Here is a 23084-nt window from a genome sequence, read left to right as displayed (position 1 = left end):
GCCCTCCTATTTCGACGCATCTGTCAGTGATTCGTTGGTTGCTGATTCATCAGAAGCAATCGCTGCATCTGATTCCACAATGTCACCGACTTTTACTGGTTTTTTTGAAGAAATAACCACTCGGTCGGCTGATTCTAAGCCAGATTCAATCGCCATTTTGTCGCCATTTTCTTGCCCGACTTGGACATCACGACGAATGATGGTTCCAAAATCATTCACTAAAACGTAGGCCTGTTCACCCTCTTTTTGAATCGCTTTTTTCGGTAACTCAATCGCCCCTAAATCGCCTAAATCAATGGTTGCTTGCATATGGTAACCATTTTTGACTTTGTCTAAATTGGCCAACGCAATTTTGACGCTATAACTAGACATCGTCGTGCCGCCCTCTGGATTGCCACTCGCGGCATCGCTGTTGCCTTCAGGAGGATTATCATCGATATAAGAAATTGAGCCATCCACAACCACATTGTTGGAAACAGAAGTTAGTTTAGCTTTTTGCCCAACACTAATTTTAGTCAAGTCCTTTTCATTCACTTTCCCAGCTAAATAAAGATCTTCTGAAGTTAACCGTAAAATCGGTGAATTGGCATCTTTTACTTCTGGAATTGATACGCGACCTTTGAAATTAGCCTTTGTGGAAATATATTGCTTCGCTCCTAAATCCGCTAAGGTTTCATTGGTAAAGGTAATCTCTTCATCTACCGCATCGACTTCTGTTTGATATTGTTCATTTAAATCATCACCAGACATCGTGCGGTCTTCTTCTTTAGTTTTATTAAATTTATCAATGGCCCGATTCCACTTATTATAGATATTCGCCCGCTTCGTTTCTAATTTGGCTAAGCTATTTTGTTGTGCCTCAATTTCTTTTGTGACCGCCTCATCTTCATAAGTAAATAATTCTGTGCCTGCATCTACGACATCGCCGTTTTTCACCTTAATCTCTGGATCCTTTGTTATTTTTTGATCACGCGCAAAGGCTTCCATTTGTTCCGGTTGGATGACACCGTTAATATAAATTTGTTGCAAGTCGGGAACGTCAAAATAGTCAATTCCCCAGTCATCTTTAGGCGCTTGCTTGACAGCTACTTGTTGTGCATTTTTATTTAACGCATTCACAGTTACGATGCCCCCAACCGCAATTACCGCAACTGCCCCCAATATAATTATCGTTTTCTTCTTCATTTTCTTCGTTTCATCTCCTCATTCTGTCTATTTTCCTCAACAAACTAAATTGCTCGGTCGTTCACTTATAACTATTTAACCATGCTTGAATTCAAGAAACAAGGGCATTTCTCTAGGCCTTTAGTCTGATTTATTTCATTTTTGTTCATTTTTTTATTTATTTCACGACAATAAATAACCATTGTTGGGTCTTTGTATTTCAACAATCTAAAAAGGTTATTTTTATGTTATTTATAACTAAACTATGCGCAATCGAGATTTTTTGCTTCTTTTTTTATTTAAGGTACACTAGAAGAAACAATTGAAAGTGAGGGCTTGCCATGAAAGTCATTATTTTTGGCGGTAGCGGTTTTTTAGGTCAACAAATCGCGAAAATTTTAGTCCAACGCCAACATCAAGTCATCAGTGTTTCACGTCATGGAAAGCCTGCCACGCTCTCCGCATCTTGGAGCCACCAAGTGCAGTGGGTATGCTCCGATGTTACTCGTGACACGAATTGGCAAGAACAGGTCCAACGTGCTGATTGGGTCATTGATACAGTAGGTATTTTATTTGAAAATCCACGAAAAAAGAAAACCTATCAACGGCTAATTCTGACGCCAGTGAAAAAAATCAGCTCTTTTTTAGCACAACAAAAAAAGCCAGCTAAGTTTTTATTTATTTCAGCCAATACTGTTCCTTTCCCTTTGAGAAAATATATGGATGCCAAATTGGCAGCGGAGGAACTAATCCACCAAGAAGTCGTCGAAGCAGTGATTTTTTATCCTAGTTTACTTGTAGGTCAAGAACGTACCGGCACCATACTTTTTAGTAAATGTATTTATTTTTTTAAGAAAATCCCCTTTTTAAAGAACTTATTTATTGGCTATGATCCTGTGCCTGTGGCAGAAATGGCACAAGAAATTGTTCACGTTTTAGAAGGCGGCAATTCTATTTACACACACAGAAGGACCCGTTAACAAGTTATCTCCCAATCGTCTCTGTCTAGAGGCGGTTTTTTTGTGTTACAATACAACTGTTCGAAGGAGAGAAGAAGCATGAAAAAAATTGCCATTATTGGCGGCGGCATTATCGGAATGACGTTAGCTAATTATTTAGATCCACAAAAATTTGACATTACCGTTTATGATGAAGGGCTCGGCCAAGCGACTAAAGCGAGCGCCGGGATTATTTCCCCTTGGCTATCCAAACGTCGGAATAAGAAATGGTACCAATTAGCGCGAGAGGGCGCTGCCCTATTTCCAAAACTAGTCAAAGATTTTCAGCTGACGGAGGATATTTATCGTCAATCAGGGACAGTCATTTTGCGCCCGGCAACTGCTTTGGCAGACTTAGCCCATTTGGCAGAAGAGCGTAAGCAAACTGCACCTGAAATTGGAGAAATCACGATGTTGTCAGCGGTTCAAACAGCGAAGTTCTTACCGCTACTTAAGGAAACTCCCTCACTTTTTATTTCTGGCGGCGGTCGCCTAGATGGACCAGCTTATCTAAACCATCTTCAGAAACGCGCCGAAGCCAAAGGGGTCACTTTTTGTTCACAACGGGCGCACTTTCGACAACTGAATCAAGGGTGGGAAATTGTCACAAATTCAGAAAAAAAGAGCGTTGATTTTCTCGCTTTAACACCTGGTCCTCATTTAAAGGAATTACTCGCTACTTTAAATTTATCTGTGGACATTCGTCCCCAAAAAGGACAATTGTTAGTTTTCGAGACCCCTTTTACAAATAGTCAGCAATGGCCTGTTGCTATGTTAGATGGCGAAGCCGATTTAATTCCTTTTAATAAAGGAAAAATTTTATTAGGTGCCACCCACGAAAATGAACAAGCCTGGGATTTAAAAGAGACTGCTAGCGCTTTTCAACAACTAACTTCTGGGACTGCGCCATTTCTAAAAGAAGCAAATCAGCTTTTTAAGCAACCCATGCATTACCGCGTCGGTACACGTGCTTATACATCCGATTTCGCTCCGTTTTTTGGCCCTTTGCCAGAAATGCCCCACCTTGTGGTTGCTAGCGGACTTGGTTCATCAGGACTCACTACTGGCCCATTCATTGGTTACCAATTAGCTGAATACTTCAATACAGGTGTCTTCAAAGGAGAGCTTTATCAAAAACCACTTAGTCAATATGTTAAAAACAACCCCTCACTTTAATCAGCGAGCGGTTGTTTTTTCCCTTTAATTAAGAAATGTGAAGTATCTTGGTAGAAGGATTTTGTTATTATGCTACTTGTGGTCGCGCATAGCGTTCTACGTTTTGTTTAATATTTTTAACCGTTTCTGGATCTTCAATGCCTGTTACTTCAGCGATCACTGTATCAACACTTTCTTGGTCAAGCATTTCCTGTAATTGACGGCTTTGTTCATCTTCTGGATCATGATAATTAAAGACAATACCAATCATTGCTAATAAATGCGGCGACACTAGATTGCGTTCCTGTAATTCACGGATTGGTCGAATAAACCGTTCTTGCGCACCTAATTTTCTGATTGGTGTCCGTGCTACACGTGTAATAGCATCTGAAATATATTTATTTTGGAAACGTTGAATAATTTTTTCAATATAGGCTGCATGTTCTTGTTCATCAAAATTCCATTTAGCCACTAAAAGTTTACCGGTTTCCTGCAAAACTGATTTGAGTTGCGCTACCACTAAGGCGTCCTGCATCGCTTCGTCAATGGTTTGATAGCCTAACAACGCCCCTGTATAGGCAACTGTAGCATGTCCAGTGTTTACACTAAATAATTTTCGTTCAATATACGGCTCTAAATCGGCAACGTAATGAACGCCTTCTAACTGAATCTCTTTGGCTTTTCGGTTGGTATCATCAATGACCCATTCACAAAAAGGCTCAACTTGAACAAAAAGTGGATCTTCATGTTTTTGTAATGGAACAATCCGATCAACTGCCGCATCAGGAAAACCAATCCATTGTTCAGCATAAGCTGGGTTTTTCAAATATTTGGCCACTTCTTCTGCTAAAAAGGTTGAACCACCAATCATATTTTCACAAGCGATAATATCCAGCGGCTTTTGACAATTTGCTTCGGCACGTGCATCAATTCCTTGAGCAATTAATTCAGCAATTCTTGGTAAAATATTAGGACCAATTGCCGTCGTGACTAAATCGGCTTCCGCAATTGCTTCTACTACTTTTTCTGGTTCTGTCATGTTATTTAACCCGGTCACATTTTCAACGTTAATTTGTTGATGTGAGGCATCGGCCAATTCAATTGTATAACTTTTACGTTCTTTTAACGCTTGAATGATGGTTTCATTAACATCCACAAACGTAATATGAAACCCGTTTTTAGCTAAAATTTCGCCGATAAAGCCGCGTCCAATATTTCCTGCTCCAAAATGTACTGCGTTCATTCTTATTCTCTCCTTTAAGCAATGGCTAAATTTTCTGTTATTTCTTCTTTACTTAATGCGTCAGCAAGTTGCACCACGTTATCCATATCACTACAATAAAGTGCAATTTGTTGGACTAATTGCAAATGTTCTTCACCGACTCCGGCAATCCCAAATAATACGGTAGCAATTTTTTCATCTTCTTCGGTGCCAAAATTAACGCCCTCTGGGACTTGCACTACACAGATTCCTGATTTTTTCACTAATTTTTTGGCTTCTTCTGTTCCATGAGGAATGGCAATAAAATTCCCCATATAAACAGATAGCAATTGGTCTCTTTCAATCATTGCTTCGATATAAGCGGGCTCAACACAGCCTGCCTCGACTAGTTTTTCGCCGCAAAAGCGAATAGCTTCTTCTTTTGTATTAAACTGTTGATTTAATTCAATTGAAATATTCGTAAGATTTTCCATTGTTTTCTTCCTCTCTAGGCACTTTCTTTTAAGAGCGAAACCACTGTTTCATATTTTTGGGGATTAACCATACTTTTTACTGATAAGTGTGTCGCTTTCGGTGCTTTTTTACGGGCTTGTTCCGTTAGTTCAGCTTTTGTGACAATTAAAGCCTGTGTTTGTTGAGTTAATTCATTAATATTAATTTTTCGAATCGGCATTGAAATTTTCTCTTTATCTAAAATTTCTTCTAAGACTTTCATTCCCATCGTTGCTGACCCGACACGGTCATCGTGAACCAAAAGAATTTCATTGACATTTGCTAAATCTCCCTCAATTTCAGAAGCAGGTGTTGCTTTGAAGGCTGTTGGTTGTGCGTCGTTTTTTTCTTTGGTACCTGATAGTTCAGCCACAATTTCATCATAACGTGGTGAGTTCAAGAAGTTTTCAACTGCTACAAAGGTTGCATTAGGTGCTTTCTGTTTGGCCCGTTCTTGCAATTCCGCTTGTGTGACAATCAATGTATTTCCCTCATCGGTCAAATTATTAATGGCCCGATTCGTCACAGTTTGTACTAAACCAGCCTCTTGGACCTTTTTCCGTAAGATAGACGCACCCATTGCACTAGAGCCCATCCCAGCATCACAAGCAAAAATAATTTGTTGAATTCCTGACAATGAAGCACTACCATTTGTGACAGTTAATCCTTTTGATGCTGCTTTAGCAGCTTGGGTTTCTTTCACTTTTTGGGCAAATTCATCACTTTCTTCTTTCGCATCTGCTTTTAAAATGACTGCGGATACTGCAAAGGAAACAGCAGTTGCTGCTAAAACACCTAAAATAACTGGTAAGTAAGAACCCATTGGTGTCATCGCTAAAATAGCTATAATTGAGCCTGGTGAAGCGGGCGCACGTAAACCAGCATCTAACGTTTGGAAAACCAAACTACCTGTCGCGCCACCTGCAATAACCGATAAGAATAATAACGGTTTCATCATTACATATGGGAAGTAAATTTCGTGGATACCACCAAGGAAATGAATAATTATTGCTCCCGGCGCAGAAGATTTTGCCGCACCTTTTCCAAAAAACATAAATGCTAATAAGACACCTAACCCAGGACCAGGGTTTGCTTCTAATAGGAAAAGAATTGATTTGCCAGCTGATAAGACTTGTTCTGTCCCTAAGGGTGTTAAGATGCCATGATTAATCGCATTGTTTAAAAAGAGCACTTTTGCCGGTTCAATAAAAATACTCGTTAATGGAATCAAATGAGCATTTAAAATGATTTCCACACCACGTGCCATTGCAGCAGTCAGCGCATCGACAATTGGGCCAATCGCTGAAAAACCAAGTAAAGCTAACGCAAAACCAATCAATCCAGCTGAAAAATTGTTTACTAACATTTCAAAACCAGCTTTAATCCGATGTTGGAAATACTGATCAAATTTCTTAATTGTAAAGCCACCAAGTGGACCCATAATCATGGCACCTAGCATCATCGGAATATCGGTTCCCACAATCACGCCCATTGTCGCAATTGCGCCAACTACGGCACCGCGATCACCTGCAATTACTTTCCCACCAGTATAGCCAATTAATAATGGAATTAAATAGGTCAACATTGGGCCAACCATCGTGGCAAAGGCTTTATTTGGCAGATATCCATCTGGGATAAATAGCGCTGTCAAAACGCCCCACGCAATCAACGCCCCGATATTGGGCATCACCATGCTAGATAAGGTACTGCCAAGTCTTTGGACTTTTGCTTTAATTGATACTTTATTTTTTTCTGGTACTTGTTCCATTTTTATTCCCCTTCTCTCAAGTAACTTTTCTTGTTGACTAAATTGTATCCGCTTTCCGAATCTGGAAAAAGTCGTACTTTGGCACAAACCATTGTGCCAAAAGTTGAAAGAAAAAAGCACGTGTTCTCTAGTTACGAAAACCAGAAAACACGTGCTTATTTCATTTATAATAATTTCATTAATAAATGAACAACTTTTTATGCTATACTCAAATTGGCGACTTGCCTCGAAAGGAGGTGCATCACATGTACGAGATTGTCACAAAAATTCTTGTGCCGATTTTTGTCGGGATTGTCCTGAAACTTGTAACCATTTGGTTGGAAAAACAGAACGAGGAATAAACAAGTTGCTTCCAACCGCTGCTGTCTAAACAGCAAAAAAAGACACCCTACCACAATAGGGTGTCTTTTTAGTGCATCCATGCACGACTTTGTCACAAGTTACCTTAAATTTATCATAGGTCCTATTTTTTGTCAAGGAATCTTCTTATCTTTTTTGTTTAACCTCTTAAATTAAAATATTTTATTTTTTTAATATAAAATTATTTCAATAATTATTGAATATTTCAGAATGAATTGATTTTTTCCAGACGTAACTTTAGGCTTGAGCCAGAATTTTTTGTGCTTCATCTATTGTTTGACAATCACTGAGCTGCTGAATGTTTTCGAGATCTGAACAGAAAAAAGCTAATTCTTGAAGCATGCTTAATTGCCTTTGACTTTTTAGAGCAACGACAAATAACAAAGTAGCTATTTTTCGATCTGCTTCCGTACCAAAGTTGACCCCATCAGGCACTTGAATAAAGCAAATCCCTTCTTTTAAAACTTGTTCATCTTGTCCTTCCGCATGAGGTAATGCCACGAAGTTACCGATATAAACACTGACTTTTTGTTGACGTTGATACATTGCTTTGACATAGTCAGGCGTGACCAACTGATTTTTTAGCAGTAATTCACCAGAAGCTGCAAGTGCTTCCTCCCAACTAGCATACGATTGATTCAACATTATTTGCTCCGCTGTAATTTCAAACATCTCTCAACACCTAGCCTTTCATTTCTTCAATTAATAATGACGAAAGCAACTGATAAACAATGGCTTCATTTCCTGAATGAAAAATTTCTGTATTTAAATCATTCATAATAATCGCACCACTGATTTTCCCTAAAATTTTCCCGATTGTTTCATCAATCGGCATCGGCGCTAGCATGAGTAACATACGTTGTAACTGCATCGGCTTTTTATCCATCCCTTCAATCATAAGTGGCTGGGCCAGATTAAAAATACAAAAAACAGGCTGTGTCACTGCTGTACTTGAGGTATGGAATAAGGCCATTTCCGTCTGAGGAATCCCAATAGGCGCTTGCTCGTAACGTTTCATCAATTGCTGACAGACGATTGCACTATCGGTGATTAAATCTGCGGAAAGTTGCGCGAGAGCTTGTTGAACGGTTTCTGCTAAATCCGCTTGATTATTTAAATCTGCTATGAAAAATGTTTCTAATAGTTTACTAATTTCTTCCATGAAAGCGACCACTGTTTCGTAGCTTTCTTCGCCACCTGTTTTTTTCACAGGCGCTTTCCTAAGCGAGCGTTTTTCGTGACTAATCCGCTTAAACTCTTCTTTCAATTGACGGATTTCATCGTCTAAAAGTAACGGTGAGATCAATTTATATTTGCCATTGTATCCTGGTAATAACGAAGTGGAAATCACTAAGTCATAGTTTTCCTCAACATTCACCTTACCTAAATCCGCAATCCGAAAAAAATGAATCTGATTGATAAAAGGAAAGTAGCGCCGTAATCGCATTTCCAGCATACTTGTCGAAGCCAAACCGCTAGGAGAAAAACCAGCAATATCAACTTCCATAATTTTGGGACTCCGTTCTAAAGAATTGGCAAAATGAAGTACCATGTAGGCAATTTCCTCTTCCGATAAATTCTTTTGCGGAAAAATTTGCGGCAACGCTTGGCGTAAAGCCGCAGCTATTTCTTGATATTGATTCATAATCCGTTCTAAAATGGGATTCGTTAAATCTTCTTCTTGTAAAACCGCCCGAGAAAAAACACCTGATAAATGCGTCAACAACATTTTATACAAATTGGTATCTTCGAAAAAATTAACTTCCGTTTCTTGACTTACTGCTTCAATCAGTTGTTTCACTTCATAAGCCAGCTGAGTGTCAAAATGTTCATCAAAAAAATCTTCATCAAAAGAATTAGAAAAATCACTTAATAAGCTAGCAAAAAAAACAATCTCACTGACAGCGTATAGTTGTTTCGTTTCAGCAGCGACTTTTGAAAAAAGTCGTTTAGAACAATTTAGAAAGGCCTTATTCATCTGCCCAGTATAGGTCTCATCAGCTAAATAAAAACCTGCAGTGACCCGATCCATCGCAATTGTTAACATTAAAATCAAATGTTGTAATTTACGATCACTTAATGCTGGAAATAAAGTTTCTACTTCTGGCTGAACAATTTTTTGTGCAAATGCTAAATGTTCTGCATGAATAAACTGAAAGAAAAAATGGTCGTTTGTCGTTAATTCGGTAAAATGAAAAAATTGGTACTCATTAATTTCCATACTTAGAATATTCGCCATTAGAAGACGGCGATATTTTTCAGAACCAGTCACTTCATAACCTTGATTCCGAGAAATCGTCAACGGAATCCGAGCAATCCGTGTTTCTAATTGTTTAATATCGGCATAAAAAGTCGTATTACTAATACAATACGTTTCCAGAAAATAATGCATAGAGACTGGCTCTTTTGTTTGAAGTAATGTCAATAAAATCGCATGTTGCCGCGCCAAAGTAGAAAGTTCCTGTGTCTCTTCTCCTAAAATAGCAGCCTGAATTTCCGTCATCGCTGCTTCATCTGCTTGAATCGAAAAGCGCCCACGAGCTACTTTTTCCAACGTCGCGCCCATCGATGCTAGCGAGGTTTCTAAATTTTCTAATTCACGATATACCGTCCGGCGGCTAACCTTTAACAAATTCATCATGCGGTTTACTGAAACGGGGGTAGGACTATTCACTAATTCCGTTAATAGAACAGTTTCTCTTGTCGTTAAAAACATCTATCAGCTCCTCCTTCCAGCCATTCTTGATACTCTTTCTTATTCAAAAAACTAGTAACTACGTATAAATTTTGTTGCGTTAGATCTAAATGATAGGCTTGCGCCAGTTCACGAGTCACTACGTAGGTTGTCTCCTTGGTAAAAAAGACTGTTTCCAGTGGTTCTTTAGATACTTCAATCGCGACTCCTTGTTTCGCCGCTTGTTGCCGCAATAATTCCATTCCCATTGTTTGCGATCCTCGAACATTCTCGGCATATAAAAAAACAAGCTTCTGTATTTGTTTTGTCGGGTTCGTTTCAGTAGACTCTGAACCAAGTGAAGATTGCTCTTGAGAAGAAGCAGTCAGTTTGGCTAAAACTTGCGGGTAATAGGATTTAATTTCTAAAAAATTTTGAACACTCACCATATCCTTTTCTGGGACGTACTTTTGTGCTAACTGTTTCAATTCTGCTTGAATGACCACTAATGTCTTAGGCTGCCACTTCATCTGATGAACGGACTGGTAAGTCACAGGTATCTCCAAGTCCACAGCTTTTAATTGTCGGCTCAGCAAACTAGCCCCCATGGCACTTGAGCCCATTCCTGCATCACAAACAAATAAAATTTGCTGATAGTTAGGTGTGACTGTTTCCACTTGGTCTTCCTCCTTCTCCTTCATCTTTATCATTGAAACTGGTTCAATTCCTCGTTGACGTTTTAATAACAAGCTTGCTATTGCAAAAGAGCACAGAAAGCTAACAAAAATTCCGCTAAAAACCGCCAGCCTCGCATCAGTCGGGGCATTGGCTAAAATCGCAACCAATGAACCTGGCGAAGCTGGAGCACTTAGCCCCACATTAAATATTTGAAAAACAAGCGTACCACTCATTCCTCCAGCAATTACTGCTAAAAATAAGCGCGGATCCATTAAAACAAACGGAAAATAAATTTCATGAATGCCCCCAATCAGTTGAATCATGGTGGCACCTCCTGCTGTTTTTCGTTGTCCTACAGGCCCAAACAGCAGAAAAGCAACCAAAACGCCCACGCCTGGTCCAGGATTTGTTTCCAATAGAAATAAAATGGACTGACCTGTTTGACTAGCACCTTCTAAACCTAGAGGCGTTAATAAGCCATGGTTAATCGCATTATTAAAAAATAACACTTTTAAGGGTTCTAAGAAAACGTGAACCAATGGCAAAAGATTGGCTTCAATTAACCAAGAAGAAAATTGATACAGCCAAAAACTAGCGCTTTCAACAGCCGGAGCTACAACCAGAATACCAAAACAGCACAGCAGTCCTCCCACAATTCCTGCTAAAAAGTTTTTAGTCAGCATCTCATAGCCTTCTTTAACTTTCGGTAAGAGAATTTGTTCAATTTTGGCGAAAGTATATCCTGCTAAAGGGCCAATAAACATAGCACCAAACAACTGTGGAACATCTGTGGAAACAATCACGCCCACTGTCGCAATAGCCGCAACGACGCCGCCACGTTGTTCCTCGAACATTTTTCCGCCTGTAAAACCAATTAGAATCGGTAAAACAACTCGAATCATTATCGTTTCGACTTCAGAAAGAGCTAGCCGTAGATTTCCAGTCGTATAGCCAGCCACCAAAGACAATAAGCTCCACGCAATAAAAATACTCAAATTTGGCATAATCATCCCACTCAAACGATGACCAAAACGACGTAAATAGGGAGTTACTTTCACAAACTTATGTTTAAAAAAGAGCGAATGCATTTCTTTTTCCTTCATATTCCTTGTCCCTCGCTCTCTATGTAGATAATTAGAATACTTCTATTATATGAAATTTCACAAAAAAATAGTATAGATTTTTGTAAAATAATTCTTTTATACACCTCACAAGAGAATCCGTTTACATTAATAGAAAAAACTTTTATACTAAAAGAAAGAAACTCTTCGGATTGGAGGCCAATTATGGCAATCAAAGCAATTGTAATGGATATTGATGGTACCTTGTTAACTTCAGAAAAAAAGATTTCACCAAAAACGCGACAAGCATTAGTAGCTGCACAAAAACAAGGCCTCTCACTGATTTTGGCTTCTGGCCGCCCGACTAACGGTATGCGGCCCTTAGCAGATGAATTGGAGATGGCTCATTATAATGGACACTTACTTTCCTATAACGGCGCTTGTGTCACCCATCACGGCAGTCAGCAACAACTATTTAATCAGACAGTTTCAAAGTCATTGAGTCAACAAATTTTAGAGCATTTGAAACAATTTGACGTAATTCCAATGATTAATGATGAAACATTTATGTATGTCAATGATGTTTTTCATAACACCTTACATTTAGAGACTGGTGATTTTAATATTATTGAATATGAATCACGGGGTGGCAACTTTCAATTATGTGAGTGGCGTGATTTAGCCGCCAGACTAAACTTTCCCTTGAACAAAATTTTAATTGCTGGTGAACCCGCCTATTTACAAAAATATCATGAGGCCATCTACGCGCCTTTCAAAGAAACCGTCACCGCTGCTTTTTCCGCTCCTTTCTATTTTGAATTTACCGCAAAAAATATTGATAAAGCGCGTTCTTTAGAAAAACTAACCCTACAGTTAGGCATAACTGCTGAAGAAGTAATTGCTTTTGGTGATGGTCACAACGATTATACAATGTTGGAATGGGCCGGCACGGGAATTGCTATGGAAAACGCCGTTGACGAGCTTAAAAGCATCGCAACGGAAGTCACTTTATCCAACGACAATGACGGCATCGCTGTTGCATTAGCCAACTTTCTTTAAGATCGTTGGTTGATGCAAGCGTACGCCGTCATTTTTTATTGCCTATTCAAATGTCGTGATTTTTTCTGGTGCTAAACGAACAGATTCATAACCAGTTTCCATGCCCTTACCCACAGATAAAATCATTACTGGGACATAGCGCTCTTGATCTAAACCAAATGTTTCGGCTAATTTTTCCGCTTCAAAACCACCGATTGGATTTGTTTCATATCCGTGAGCTCGGGCCACTAACATAAATTGCATAGCTGCTAAACTCGCATCAATTTTTACGATGTCATTCATTTGTTCTCTGCTTAAACTTTCATAATGGGGAATAATGGCTGCTAATTGTTGGTCCCGCACTTCCTTAGGCATTTTACCACTAGCATAGGCTTGATTGTAAATTTCCTCTCCTCGCTCATGGCAGTTTAGATCACCAAAAATTAAGAGCATTGCAGAAGATGTTTCATTTTGACGCGTATTAAAGCGAATTAAAGGTTTTAATTTTTCTTTGCCTGCTTCACTTTCCACTACGACAAAACGCCATGGCTGCATGTTAACAGAAGAAGGGGCGGTGGTCGCTTCTTGAATCATTGTTAACATTTCTTCATGAGAAATTTTATGGGTTTCATCGTACACCCGAACCGATTTGCGGCCAAAAACAATCTCTGAAAAATCATTCGTTGTATATGTTGTCATTCTATCATACCTCTTTCGTTGTAATGCTTTGATCTAGTTTTGTCAAAAGTTCTTTTAATTGGCGACAGTCGTCCTTTGTAAATGTACTGGGAATAATTTCTGTTACCGTTTGTTGCTTGGCTGTACATTGCTGCAGTTCTTGTTGTGCTTTTTCTGTTAAATGCACTAGCACTTCCCGATTATTTTCTGGATTTCGCTGTCGTGTCACATACTGTTTCTCTTCTAAAATTTTCAAATGGCGAGTGACCGCACCACTATCGATTTTTAAGTGTTCTTGAATCTCTGTTTGAAGACACGGCTGACGTTCTTTTAAAATCATCAGCAACTCATAACGAGTCAAACTCAAGCCAACTTGCTCTTCAAAAACTTTGGTAATTTTTTGATCTAATACCTTTAACTGACATAATAATTGGCTGACTTCCCGTAATGATAACGACATAGTTTCCTCCTTAAAAAGATGACTCGTCAACAATTGACTAGTCAACTATAACTGTTTCTTTCTAAAAATGCAACCTTTTTTACAAGAAAAATAGAACAATTGACAGAGAGAAACTACAGTATTCCCCATCAACTGTTCTATTTTAATCAATCTATTTTTCGGTAACAGGTTCTGCTGATAACCGCTTAATCCCTAAACCAGTAAATGCACTGACCATTGAGAAGACAGGCGATAATAAGCTAAAGAAAACAAATGGTAAGTAAGTCAACGTTGGTACGCCAAAGGTCCCCGCTACGAAGCTACCTGCAATCCCCCAAGGAATGAGGTAGTTAATAACCGTCCCACCATCCTCCAAGGTTCTGCCTAAAACAGTCGGATCCAAGCCTTCTTTTTTGTAAACTTCTTTAAAGGCATTCCCTGGTAAAATAACCGATAGGAATTGTTCACCAATAAAAATATTTACGCCAATTCCTGTTAATAACGTTGATAAAATCAATTTCGGTGTACTGCTCATTTTCTGCGAAACAACTTCCATGACCGCAGAAATCAATCCTAATTCCATTAATAAGCCACCTAGAGACAACGTTAGAATAATAAGTGCCACAGTCGGCATCATACTCATAATTCCGCCACGACTTAGTAATTGATCAATTTGTGCGTTCCCCGTTTGAGAAACAAACCCATTTTCCAACGTGTTTCCTAATGCCTGCAACGATACTTTCGGATTTTGAATAATAATCATAATTACTGCCACAATAATGTTTAACAAAATCGTGATAATCGCTGGAATTTTGCGCCAGGCACAGATTAACATTAAGGCTAATGGTAACAATGACCAAATGGAAATGGTAAAGTGGTCTTCCAATACTTGAATAACTTGAACTACTTCTGTCAGACTTGTATTCGCGTACGTTTGCCCTAAAATCATAAACAAGATTAAAGAGACGATAAATGCTGGTACAGTCGACCACATCAAGTTTTTTATATGTTTAAACAAATCCGCTTCAACAATCGCTGCGGCTAAGTTTGTTGATTCTGATAAAGGCGACATTTTATCACCAAAAACTGAACCAGAAACAATCGCCCCCACAACTAAAGCAGGATTTAACCCTAAGGTACTGCCAATACCGAAAAAGGCAATTCCAATTGTTGACATCACTGTAAAAGCACTACCTACTGCACTGCCGACAATCGCACAGACAATAAAAACTGACGGCACAAACCATTTAACACTAATCATTTTAAAACCAAAAACCATAATCGTTGGAATAATTCCAGCTTGAATCCAAACGGCAATCAATGCACCCACTAAAATGAAAATAAAAATTGGAATAATCCCTGGCTTCAAGCCATCAACAATCCCTTTATGCATTTGATCAAATGGTACTTTACGAAACATTGCGTAGCCTAAAATCAATGCAATCACAAACAAAATAGTAATATTTGGCGATATCTTTAAGCCAATTACTCCTGTCGCAATAGCTGCCACAATAATTAATAACACGATACTTGCTTCTCGAACACTCACGGTCTTCTTTTTCTGTTTTTCTTTCATTTCGTTACTCTCCTCTAATCTTTTTTCTGAATACTCTGACATTAAAGGATCTTATGATAACGAATAACCCCTCCACAACTCATTGAAAACGCCTCCTAAAGCTACATAAAAAGAGAGATTCATCCTTAAAGAATAAGGACGAATCTCTCCGCGGTACCACCTTAATTAGAAGCTTACTTGCTTCTCGCTTATGTATTATGTAATTGTTACTACTTATTAGTGTAATTCACAAATAGACTTGATCGATTCGCAGCAACCATCGACTTTCTGAACAAAACATCTATTTCCTACTGGGCTAATAATTTATGAATCTCAATATACCAAGAAGAAACCGACTTGTCAACGAAAATAGTATAAAAAATTTTTTCACACGCCAACAAAAATTACTTTTTCTTTTTGTAAAAATAGAAAAGCGCCTCCGTTCTCACGAAAGCGCCTGTTAATTAGTGGGTTGTGCCACCTTGTAGTTGAATATCTTCTTGCGTTTTTACCGCTGCTTCAATCATATAGAACAAAGATTCTGTGATTGCTTCTAATGACATAGAAGCAAACGTTGGTTTATCAATTGTTTGTTCTGGTAGGAACGGAACATGAATAAATCCGCCACGAATAGTTGGATATTTAGTGTTAATTAAGTGTAGTAAGTGATACATAATATCATTACATACAAAGGTTCCTGCTGTATAAGAAATCGCTGCAGGTAATTGATGGTCATGACAATTTTTTACCATCGCTTTAATCGGTAAATTTGTAAAATAGGCTGTTGCTCCATCTTCAACCAACGGTACATCGCTTGGTTGTTGTCCTGCATTATCCGGGATACGCGCTTCCGCTAAATTAATCGCCACTTTTTCAACAGTGACTGTTTGACGGCCGCCTGCTTGTCCAACACAAATCACCATATCTGGTTGATGGGTTTCAATTGCTTCAGCCACTTTTTCACCACTAGTGCCAAAAACAGTTGGCACCTCCACTTTAATAATTTCAGCTCCTGCAATTTCAGCAGGTAATTTTTTGACTGCTTCAAAGGCAGGATTGATTGCTTCTCCTCCAAATGGATCAAAGCCAGTAACGACAACTTTCATTTCGATCATCCTTTCTTATTTGAATAGAATCATATAAACAATTTGGAAAATTAACATGAAAAGTGCAATCGGCAATTGATTTTTAATGACGCCGTACTTATCTTTCATTTCCAACATGGCTACAGGTACGATATTAAAGTTCGCAGCCATCGGTGTTAACAGTGTACCACAAAAACCACATGTTAAGGCAACCATCCCAACTAATGCGGGATCTGCACCTAAAGAAAAGACAAACGGCACACCAATTCCGACTGTCATCACGGTTATTGCTGCAAAGGCATTGCCCATGATAGCCGTAAAAATAACCATTCCCACAGCATAAATAATAATCCCTACATTGACATTTCCTGCTGGCACTACGGCACTAACTCCTTTTGAAATAATCTCACCAACACCAGCGCTAGTAAAAACAGCACCTAAACAAGCTAATAGCATTGGCAACGTACTAAGAGGACCGACTGTTTCTAACATTTCCGCCGCATCATCAAAAAATACTTTCGGCGTATTATTTTTAGAAAAGAACATCATGATGAAAATCGCTACAAAGACACCAACACCGACACCGACTAAAGCTCCTAAAGTAGTCAATGTGGCAAAAAGAATTGCAAAAACCCCGATACTTAGTGCGGGAATAAAAATCTTCATTCCTAATTTTTGAGACATTTTTTCCATGTATTCTTTCGAAGGTAAGCGACTTTCTCCTTTTGTCACTTTTTGAAGAATTGCCGGAATTGTCATCACAAAAATAAGTACGCCACAGGCAACTGGTGGAATAAACCGACCAAAACCAATTAAGATCCCTAAAATCCCCCAGAATAAACTAGTCCCATACGCATGTTGATTGGTTTTATCACGAAAACTACGAAAACTTGTATATAACAAGATAATCCCCATAAAAATATAAAGGACTTCCAATAACTTTGCACTCAAATCAATACTTGGATCTGTGAAAAAACTCATTTCAGTCCCTCCTGTCCATAATATTTTTTACGTAATCTTTTTTCTTTTAAAGTAAAGTAAATACTTGCCGAAATTAAGGCAACTAAGGCGACTGGTACTTCCACTAAAGCCAATTTACCTAATGTCACTTCATAGCCTAAATCTTTCAATGTTGATTGAACAAGCAATGCCCCAGCCCCACCAACAAACAGAACTTGACCAAAGAACCAACAGATATTTTCCATGGCTGAAGCCATCCCTTTTAGTTCTTCTTCATACTCTGGCACCATTGGTAAATTTTTTGATTCAATTGTTCCTAACGCCATTGGCAAAATAATCGGACGCACAAAACCTGCTACCCCACCGAAACTTACGTTAAAAGCGGCGAAGATAATCCGAAAGACACCATAAATGTCAATAATCACACCAGCAGATACCTTTTTGAATCGTTTAATCAACGTAGCCGCTGACTCTTTCAAGCCATTTCTTTCTAACGTTCCTGTTGCTAACATAATAATAATAAAGATAGCCATGCCTCGATTATTCACAAAGGTTGTTCCTAGTGTTTCTAGCATTGATGTCAAACCAAGCCCGCCAGTAAAAGCCGTCACTATTAAAGCAACCATCACAATCAAGATAGCATCAAATTTCAATGCGAAGCCGACAATGACGATCAATACGCCTAATAAAGGTAATAAATCCATCAAATCTCTCCTTCTTAAAATAAAATTTCACTTTCCATTATATGCCAATTTTCGCTCATTTGTAAGACTTTTTTAATTTTTAATGTTATTTTTTCTAAAGACACAGTTTCCAACACTTTTTAGAGCTACCACTCGCACTTTTTTCTTTTTTCCGCTAGAATAAAAGAAACAATAACATTGAGGAGGATTTTTATGTTCCAAACTTTTAGAGAAAATTTTCGGCGCCATACCCTATTGCGCGACGCCGTCTTTATCGTTATCGGAAGTGCCATTGTCTTTAATCCCGGTGCTTTCTTCCAGTTCGTCGGTTATTTAATTGCTGGTTATTTGATGCTTTTAGGGTTAATTAATATTTATGATGACTACAAAATAAAAAAACAAACGGGCAGCTGGGGGCTTGGTTTCGTAACAGGTTTAATCTTTGTCGTCTTAGCAGTAGCCTTTTTATTTTTTGCACCAGTGATCGTTTCGATTCTGCCGTTTTTATTAGGGATTAGCATTGTTATAAACGGCCTCGTTCAATTGACTTTTGCTTTAAATACTCGTCAAACAGGCGCGCTTATCTACAGTATTCTGGTTTTAATCGCTGGAGCCGTTTTAGTTTTCAACCCCTTCAAAAGTCTCTTAGTTTTGATGCAAGTCTTTGGATTTACCCTGATTTTCATGGGTGTCATTGAAATTATTGGTCATTTTAGAAATAAAGCTTAACGAAAGGAGCAACTTATGGATAAAGAAAGTACCAAGTGGATCCGCTTTTTAGGTGGGAAAAATCTACTTTACACATTAACTATCCTTTGTCTAATTGCTGTAACTATCTTTTTATTCAACACTGTTTCATTTATCTTTAAACCAATTTTTGTTATTTTTAGTGCCGTCTTAGGCCCGGTACTTTTTGGTATTATTCTATTTTATTTGCTTAATCCAATGGTGAAACGCCTTGAGAAAAAAATTCCCCGTGTTTGGGCGATTGCGATTCTCTATGTCTTAATTATTGCATTACTAGTGTTAGCTGGACTGCAACTTTTCCCAATTATCCAAGACCAAACGGAAGAATTAATCAAACAATTCCCAAGTTTTTGGAAAAGCACGCTCCAAACAGTACAAGAATTTATGGCTAAAACACCTTTTGCAAAAGATTTAGAATCTGCTAATGAGTCGATTAATCAGCTCTGGGGCAAACTTGCAAACTCCTTTAAAGACTTTGCAGGGGATTACCTACAAACAGGCGCACAAGGTCTGGGAAGCGTCTTTTCTGCAGTCTCTTCTACTTTCCTAACCTTGTTTACAGGACCTATCATCGCCTTTTTCCTTTTAAAAGACAAAGAAAAGTTTTATCGCTTTGTAAAAGGCATCATTCCCCCAGCTTTTCGTCCTGATTTTGATGAATATAGCCAAATTGCCAACATTCAAATTGGCGATTATCTAAAAGGTCAAGTCATTGCTTCGTTGGTTTTAGGGATTATGTATTGGCCAGCTTTTCTATTAATTGGTTTACAATTTGGTAGCATTTTAGCTTTAGCTGCGGGTATTTTATGTATTATTCCTTATATTGGGCCATTTATTGCCTTTATTCCTGGATTGATTATTGCCTTTCAGGATTCCACATTTATGGTAGTAAAATTCGTTATCGTCTGGTTTGCCATCCAATTGATTCATGGTGATTTTGTTATTCCTCGTGTGATGGGCGATAAATTAAAAGTCCATCCGATTACTATTTTACTTGTCTTGTTAGTTATGGGCGAACTGTTTGGTTTAATGGGCGTTATCTTCGGGATTCCAATGTATTGCCTAGTTAAAGTGACAGTCATTTATTTATTCCGCAAATTCAAACAACGCTATAACCGCTTTTATGGTGACAACGGCGAGTATGAACACACGAATTTTACTAAAGATCAATATTTAAAATAATACAATGAAAAAACTGGGACATAAGCCGTTTAGACTTATGTCCCAGTTTTTTTACCATACTTCTCTAGCAATTTCTTGAAGTAATTGAACTTTGCGCCATTGTTCTTTCTCCGTCAAACGATTTCCTTCTTCCGTTGAAGCAAAACCGCATTGCGGACTAATACTTAAGTTTTCTAAAGGAACAAACTGTTGGGCTTCTTCAATTCGTGCTTTCACTTGTTCAGTCTCTTCTAATTCAGGAAACTTAGAAGTAACTAAACCTAAAACGACTTTGCTGCCATTATTTTGCCAATGTCTTAATGGTGAAAAGTCCCCTGCACGATCTGAGTCATATTCCAAGAAGAAACCATCATAATTCGTAGCAAATAATTCTTTTGCTATCGGTTCATAACCACCTGAAAATAACCAAGACGAAGCATGGTTCCCACGGCAAATGTGTGTGGTTACAGTTAAATCTTCTGGCTTGCCAGCTAAGGCTTCATTAATAATCGTGGTACACACTTGTGCAATTTCTTCTGGCTGTATTCCTTTTGCTCGTAATTCTTCTTGTTTTGTCTGATCCGCTAGAAACGCCCAATTTGTATCATCAAATTGCAAATAACGGCAACCTCTCTCGTAAAAGGCCGCAATTGCATCTTTATATGTTTGTGCTAAATCCTTATAAAAAGCACCAATCTCTGGATAAATTGTTTGAATGCGCGAGGTTCCGTCGTTGGATAAAATTTCTTGGCGTAAAATCATGGTCGGACTAGGGATCGTTGCTTTGGCTACCGTGCCATCACCAACTTCCACCACCTCTTTTAAAAATGAAAAGTCCTCTAAAAATGGATGTTGCGTAGGAAAAGATATTTTATCCACTACGCGGATATTATAGGCCGGAGCTGCTTTCCCATGAAAGGTTTGGTTATACCCCGTTTCTGGGATATAGCCTGTCACACCATTTAATCCTTCTAAGAAATCAATATGCCAAAAACCGCGACGAAATTCACCATCTGTGATTCCCCGTAAGCCGCCAGCTTTTTGTTTTGCTACTAATGCTTTGATTTCTTCATCTTCAATAAGACGTAGCTCTGCTTGAGATAACGCACCTGCTTGGACCTTTTTCCGTGCTTTCTTAATTGTTTCTGGACGTAAAAAACTTCCCACATGATCAACTGTAAAAGGAATCTGACTACTCATTTGCCTCACTCTTTCCTATTTTTATTTATAAAAAAACGCCCTTTTACTAGCCGTAACTAGTAAAAGGGCGATTATTATCGCGGTACCACCTTTTTTCGGAAAGATGACTCTTTCCCTTCAACTGACAATCATAATCAGCGGTCTTGTTAACGAAAGACATTACGTTTTTGCCTACGTTTCGACAAAAATTCCTCCTAGGCCATTTTTCGATACAGACATCTAACTTTTTTCACCAACCAAAGTCTCTCTACCAGCTGTCTTGTATTTACTTTCCTATTCAACGGAAATTATTAGATTATAATTAGAATACCACGTTTAGCAAATTTGTCAACGGAGACGGATGAAATAGTAATGAAAAAAGCAGCTTCTTTTCAGAAGCTGCTTACGTCTATTTTTATCATTGCTGATTAGGCTGAGTGTCCTACGATTGTGCTACCTGAGTAACCAAAACCGACACGTGTAATACCTGGGTTAATTTCCCAATCACGGTGACCGCTACCTGAAGCTGTTACCATGTTTGTTTCATTGTACCACGCCATGATTACTGAGTTACCTGGCGCCCACATAATTGCGATAACTTCATCTCCACGAGACCAGTGATCATTTGGAATACCGCCTGCTTCAACTTGTGCTGCACGAGCAGTTGCAGAAGCTGCTAAACCTGCATCCCATACTACTGGACGTAAACCTAATGATTGACGTAGAACGTTCAATGCATTGATTGTTGGGTCAGCCGCAACAGGAGGAGGTGTTTGTCCACCGTTACCATTACCGTTGCCGTTGCCACCGCCATTACCAGGAGTTGGAGTTACTGGATCTGGTGTTTCTTGTCCACCACCATTATTTCCATTATCACTTGGTGTTGTAGGTTGTACTGGTTGTTCTGATGAAGAAGAGCCAGTATTTTCTGTTGCACTATTATCTGTACTTGGTGTAGTTGTTTCAGTTGTTTGTTGCGTGCTTGATTCAGTTGCTGAGCTTGAGCTTGCTGGTGCTTGCGCTTCTGTTGTTGAAGAAGAGGCAACTGGTGCTTCTGCTTTTACTTCAGCTTTAGCTTGAACTGGTTTTGCAGCAGCTTGTTTAGCTTTTTCAGCTGCAGCTTTTTGTTCAGCAGCTAAGCGTGCTTGCTCTGCTTCAGCAGCTGCTTTTTGTTTTTCTAAGCCAGCTTTAGAACTTTCAGCTGATGATTGTTCTAATGCTAATGAAGCTTTCATTACATTTAATTCAGATTGTTTAGAAAGTAAATCTTGACGTTTTGTTTCTAATTCAGCTTCTGTTGCTTCAAGTTGTTTCACTTTTTTCTCGTTTTCAGCTTTTTTATCAACAACCGCTTGTTTGTCTTCTTTTTGTTGTTGCATTAAGTCGTTGTTGGCACTTACGATTGTTGAAACAGCTTGAACACGGCTGATTGCATCTGCAACTGAGTCCGCATCTAAAACTGCATCTAGCATTGTTGTGCTTTGTCCATTAACTTGAACATCACGTGCTTGATTTTTGATTGCTTCGTTACGTTTTTCAATACGTTGATTCAAGTTTGTAATTTCTTGTTGTAATTGTTCTGATTTTGCTTTTAGTGTTTGCTTTTGTTCACGTAAAGCCATGCTTTCATCAAATACTGAAGATACTTCTGCTTCTAAAGAAGATACTTGTGAAGCTAAATCCCCTTGTTTTGCTTTTAATGATGAAATTTCTTGATTTTTTTCTTCAATTTTTTTATCAACATTGTCCGCCAAAGCGATGCTTGGGGTAGCAATTGCTGATAGCGTTAATGAACATAGTAATACTGATGCAAATAGACGTTTCTTCACTTGTCATTCCTCCGAATTAATTTCTAAAGTTTATTTAAAATATCTTAATCTTTTCTTACGACAAAAACATTCTACCACACCCATATTTCAATTAAGCAATAGAAATGTTACAAAAACATTTCAGATCACTCCTTCTTTCTCCATAATAGGTAAACTTA

21 protein-coding genes and 2 other annotated features are annotated in these 23084 nt (G+C 38.5%); of the genes, 6 read left to right on the top strand and 15 right to left on the bottom strand.

The window, feature by feature from the left end:
* Positions 1-6: 6 nt before the first annotated feature.
* Positions 7-1185, bottom strand: a complete 1179-nt coding sequence (locus tag IGJ90_RS01605; protein WP_002366099.1) for an efflux RND transporter periplasmic adaptor subunit — start codon at positions 1183-1185, stop codon at positions 7-9.
* 320 nt (positions 1186-1505) lie between these two features.
* On the opposite strand from IGJ90_RS01605, the gene IGJ90_RS01600 reads away from it, so the two are divergent.
* Together IGJ90_RS01600 and IGJ90_RS01595 are read left to right on the top strand one after the other, a co-directional pair.
* Entirely contained in the window at positions 1506-2144 is a 639-nt protein-coding gene (locus IGJ90_RS01600; protein ID WP_002366098.1) for an NAD(P)H-binding protein, read from the top strand.
* Positions 2145-2222: 78 nt separating this feature from the next.
* Positions 2223-3338 (top strand): NAD(P)/FAD-dependent oxidoreductase, encoded by a 1116-nt coding sequence (locus IGJ90_RS01595; RefSeq protein WP_002366097.1) that lies wholly within the window; start codon positions 2223-2225, stop codon positions 3336-3338.
* 67 nt (positions 3339-3405) lie between these two features.
* Here IGJ90_RS01595 and IGJ90_RS01590 read toward each other — a convergent pair whose 3' ends face one another.
* Genes IGJ90_RS01590 through IGJ90_RS01580 form a run of 3 tightly spaced genes read right to left on the bottom strand, consistent with a single transcriptional unit; the run spans position 3406 to position 6799 of the window.
* Positions 3406-4560, bottom strand: a complete 1155-nt coding sequence (locus IGJ90_RS01590) for a mannitol-1-phosphate 5-dehydrogenase (protein WP_002355280.1) — start codon at positions 4558-4560, stop codon at positions 3406-3408.
* A 14-nt stretch (positions 4561-4574) separates the two neighbouring features.
* Positions 4575-5012: a PTS sugar transporter subunit IIA gene (locus tag IGJ90_RS01585; RefSeq protein ID WP_002355279.1), complete on the bottom strand. Its 438-nt coding sequence runs from the start codon at positions 5010-5012 to the stop codon at positions 4575-4577.
* A gap of 14 nt (positions 5013-5026) precedes the next feature.
* On the bottom strand, positions 5027-6799 hold the full coding sequence (locus IGJ90_RS01580) for a PTS mannitol-specific transporter subunit IIBC (RefSeq protein ID WP_002380023.1): 1773 nt from the start codon (positions 6797-6799) through the stop codon (positions 5027-5029).
* 245 nt (positions 6800-7044) lie between these two features.
* On the opposite strand from IGJ90_RS01580, the gene IGJ90_RS01575 reads away from it, so the two are divergent.
* Positions 7045-7140 (top strand): type I toxin-antitoxin system Fst family toxin, encoded by a 96-nt coding sequence (locus tag IGJ90_RS01575; protein ID WP_015543884.1) that lies wholly within the window; start codon positions 7045-7047, stop codon positions 7138-7140.
* Between the two features lie 256 nt (positions 7141-7396).
* Here the strand turns inward: IGJ90_RS01575 and IGJ90_RS01570 are convergent, their stop codons facing one another.
* Genes IGJ90_RS01570 through IGJ90_RS01560 form a run of 3 tightly spaced genes read right to left on the bottom strand, consistent with a single transcriptional unit; the run spans position 7397 to position 11614 of the window.
* Positions 7397-7831, bottom strand: coding sequence for a PTS sugar transporter subunit IIA (locus IGJ90_RS01570; RefSeq protein ID WP_438767456.1), 435 nt, complete (start codon positions 7829-7831; stop codon positions 7397-7399).
* A gap of 10 nt (positions 7832-7841) precedes the next feature.
* The gene (locus IGJ90_RS01565; RefSeq protein ID WP_002366094.1) at positions 7842-9875 is read right to left on the bottom strand and encodes a BglG family transcription antiterminator; all 2034 of its coding nucleotides are present in this window, start codon (positions 9873-9875) and stop codon (positions 7842-7844) included.
* Positions 9866-11614: a PTS transporter subunit EIIC gene (locus IGJ90_RS01560; RefSeq protein ID WP_010818670.1), complete on the bottom strand. Its 1749-nt coding sequence runs from the start codon at positions 11612-11614 to the stop codon at positions 9866-9868. Before IGJ90_RS01560 ends, IGJ90_RS01565 begins: the two co-directional genes overlap by 10 nt.
* 183 nt (positions 11615-11797) lie before the next feature.
* On the opposite strand from IGJ90_RS01560, the gene IGJ90_RS01555 reads away from it, so the two are divergent.
* A complete protein-coding gene (locus IGJ90_RS01555; protein ID WP_002366092.1) occupies positions 11798-12631 on the top strand; it encodes a Cof-type HAD-IIB family hydrolase in 834 nt (277 codons plus the stop codon).
* Positions 12632-12673: 42 nt separating this feature from the next.
* On the opposite strand, the gene IGJ90_RS01550 is transcribed toward IGJ90_RS01555, so the two are convergent.
* From IGJ90_RS01550 to IGJ90_RS01525, 6 genes are all read right to left on the bottom strand, one after another.
* Complete coding sequence (locus tag IGJ90_RS01550; RefSeq protein WP_002358386.1) at positions 12674-13309, bottom strand: nitroreductase family protein; 636 nt, start codon at positions 13307-13309, stop codon at positions 12674-12676.
* Between the two features lie 4 nt (positions 13310-13313).
* Positions 13314-13748, bottom strand: a complete 435-nt coding sequence (locus tag IGJ90_RS01545) for a MarR family winged helix-turn-helix transcriptional regulator (RefSeq protein WP_002362972.1) — start codon at positions 13746-13748, stop codon at positions 13314-13316.
* 151 nt (positions 13749-13899) lie between these two features.
* Positions 13900-15345 carry a Na+/H+ antiporter NhaC gene (gene nhaC / locus IGJ90_RS01540; protein WP_002383673.1) on the bottom strand — a complete coding sequence of 482 codons (1446 nt, stop codon included), beginning with the start codon at positions 15343-15345 and terminating at the stop codon, positions 13900-13902.
* An 89-nt stretch (positions 15346-15434) separates the two neighbouring features.
* Positions 15435-15610: a binding site (T-box leader), on the bottom strand.
* 136 nt (positions 15611-15746) lie between these two features.
* A complete protein-coding gene (gene pcp, locus IGJ90_RS01535; protein WP_153854057.1) occupies positions 15747-16388 on the bottom strand; it encodes a pyroglutamyl-peptidase I in 642 nt (213 codons plus the stop codon).
* Positions 16389-16403: 15 nt separating this feature from the next.
* Positions 16404-17348 carry a DUF979 domain-containing protein gene (locus IGJ90_RS01530; RefSeq protein WP_002355267.1) on the bottom strand — a complete coding sequence of 315 codons (945 nt, stop codon included), beginning with the start codon at positions 17346-17348 and terminating at the stop codon, positions 16404-16406.
* Positions 17345-18031 carry a DUF969 domain-containing protein gene (locus tag IGJ90_RS01525; RefSeq protein ID WP_002355265.1) on the bottom strand — a complete coding sequence of 229 codons (687 nt, stop codon included), beginning with the start codon at positions 18029-18031 and terminating at the stop codon, positions 17345-17347. Before IGJ90_RS01525 ends, IGJ90_RS01530 begins: the two co-directional genes overlap by 4 nt.
* Before the next feature lie 192 nt (positions 18032-18223).
* On the opposite strand from IGJ90_RS01525, the gene IGJ90_RS01520 reads away from it, so the two are divergent.
* Together IGJ90_RS01520 and IGJ90_RS01515 are read left to right on the top strand one after the other, a co-directional pair.
* Positions 18224-18739, top strand: a complete 516-nt coding sequence (locus IGJ90_RS01520; protein WP_025186535.1) for an HdeD family acid-resistance protein — start codon at positions 18224-18226, stop codon at positions 18737-18739.
* 15 nt (positions 18740-18754) lie between these two features.
* Positions 18755-19939 (top strand): AI-2E family transporter, encoded by a 1185-nt coding sequence (locus IGJ90_RS01515; protein ID WP_002355262.1) that lies wholly within the window; start codon positions 18755-18757, stop codon positions 19937-19939.
* A 51-nt stretch (positions 19940-19990) separates the two neighbouring features.
* On the opposite strand, the gene IGJ90_RS01510 is transcribed toward IGJ90_RS01515, so the two are convergent.
* Positions 19991-21118, bottom strand: a complete 1128-nt coding sequence (locus tag IGJ90_RS01510) for a 5-methyltetrahydropteroyltriglutamate--homocysteine S-methyltransferase (protein WP_002373195.1) — start codon at positions 21116-21118, stop codon at positions 19991-19993.
* Between the two features lie 60 nt (positions 21119-21178).
* Positions 21179-21408 (bottom strand) — a binding site (T-box leader).
* 117 nt (positions 21409-21525) lie between these two features.
* Positions 21526-22926 carry a PcsB-like coiled-coil domain-containing protein gene (locus IGJ90_RS01505; RefSeq protein WP_077932738.1) on the bottom strand — a complete coding sequence of 467 codons (1401 nt, stop codon included), beginning with the start codon at positions 22924-22926 and terminating at the stop codon, positions 21526-21528.
* Positions 22927-23084 lie beyond the last annotated feature (158 nt).

Source organism: Enterococcus sp. AZ129 (genome assembly GCF_051714505.1).
Classification (GTDB): Bacteria; Bacillota; Bacilli; order Lactobacillales; family Enterococcaceae; genus Enterococcus; species Enterococcus faecalis.
The sequence above is the reverse complement of the archived record's forward strand: the minus strand, read 5'-3'. Positions and strand labels throughout refer to the sequence as shown.

Excerpts from the sequence above, each read along its gene's own strand:
- IGJ90_RS01545 (WP_002362972.1), bottom strand. The coding sequence starts at position 13,748 with ATGTCGTTATCATTACGGGAAGTCAGCCAATTATTATGTCAGTTAAAG.
- IGJ90_RS01570 (WP_438767456.1), bottom strand. The coding sequence starts at position 7,831 with ATGTTTGAAATTACAGCGGAGCAAATAATGTTGAATCAATCGTATGCT.
- pcp (WP_153854057.1), bottom strand. The coding sequence starts at position 16,388 with ATGAAAGTTGTCGTTACTGGCTTTGATCCATTTGGAGGAGAAGCAATC.
- IGJ90_RS01605 (WP_002366099.1), bottom strand. The coding sequence starts at position 1,185 with ATGAAGAAGAAAACGATAATTATATTGGGGGCAGTTGCGGTAATTGCG.
- IGJ90_RS01590 (WP_002355280.1), bottom strand. The coding sequence starts at position 4,560 with ATGAACGCAGTACATTTTGGAGCAGGAAATATTGGACGCGGCTTTATC.
- IGJ90_RS01575 (WP_015543884.1), top strand. The coding sequence starts at position 7,045 with ATGTACGAGATTGTCACAAAAATTCTTGTGCCGATTTTTGTCGGGATT.
- IGJ90_RS01560 (WP_010818670.1), bottom strand. The coding sequence starts at position 11,614 with ATGAAGGAAAAAGAAATGCATTCGCTCTTTTTTAAACATAAGTTTGTG.
- IGJ90_RS01580 (WP_002380023.1), bottom strand. The coding sequence starts at position 6,799 with ATGGAACAAGTACCAGAAAAAAATAAAGTATCAATTAAAGCAAAAGTC.
- IGJ90_RS01595 (WP_002366097.1), top strand. The coding sequence starts at position 2,223 with ATGAAAAAAATTGCCATTATTGGCGGCGGCATTATCGGAATGACGTTA.
- IGJ90_RS01515 (WP_002355262.1), top strand. The coding sequence starts at position 18,755 with ATGGATAAAGAAAGTACCAAGTGGATCCGCTTTTTAGGTGGGAAAAAT.
- IGJ90_RS01510 (WP_002373195.1), bottom strand. The coding sequence starts at position 21,118 with ATGAGTAGTCAGATTCCTTTTACAGTTGATCATGTGGGAAGTTTTTTA.
- IGJ90_RS01530 (WP_002355267.1), bottom strand. The coding sequence starts at position 17,348 with ATGAGTTTTTTCACAGATCCAAGTATTGATTTGAGTGCAAAGTTATTG.
- IGJ90_RS01565 (WP_002366094.1), bottom strand. The coding sequence starts at position 9,875 with ATGTTTTTAACGACAAGAGAAACTGTTCTATTAACGGAATTAGTGAAT.
- IGJ90_RS01520 (WP_025186535.1), top strand. The coding sequence starts at position 18,224 with ATGTTCCAAACTTTTAGAGAAAATTTTCGGCGCCATACCCTATTGCGC.
- IGJ90_RS01600 (WP_002366098.1), top strand. The coding sequence starts at position 1,506 with ATGAAAGTCATTATTTTTGGCGGTAGCGGTTTTTTAGGTCAACAAATC.
- IGJ90_RS01525 (WP_002355265.1), bottom strand. The coding sequence starts at position 18,031 with ATGGATTTATTACCTTTATTAGGCGTATTGATCGTCATTGTCGGCTTC.
- IGJ90_RS01550 (WP_002358386.1), bottom strand. The coding sequence starts at position 13,309 with ATGACAACATATACAACGAATGATTTTTCAGAGATTGTTTTTGGCCGC.
- IGJ90_RS01555 (WP_002366092.1), top strand. The coding sequence starts at position 11,798 with ATGGCAATCAAAGCAATTGTAATGGATATTGATGGTACCTTGTTAACT.
- IGJ90_RS01585 (WP_002355279.1), bottom strand. The coding sequence starts at position 5,012 with ATGGAAAATCTTACGAATATTTCAATTGAATTAAATCAACAGTTTAAT.
- nhaC (WP_002383673.1), bottom strand. The coding sequence starts at position 15,345 with ATGTCAGAGTATTCAGAAAAAAGATTAGAGGAGAGTAACGAAATGAAA.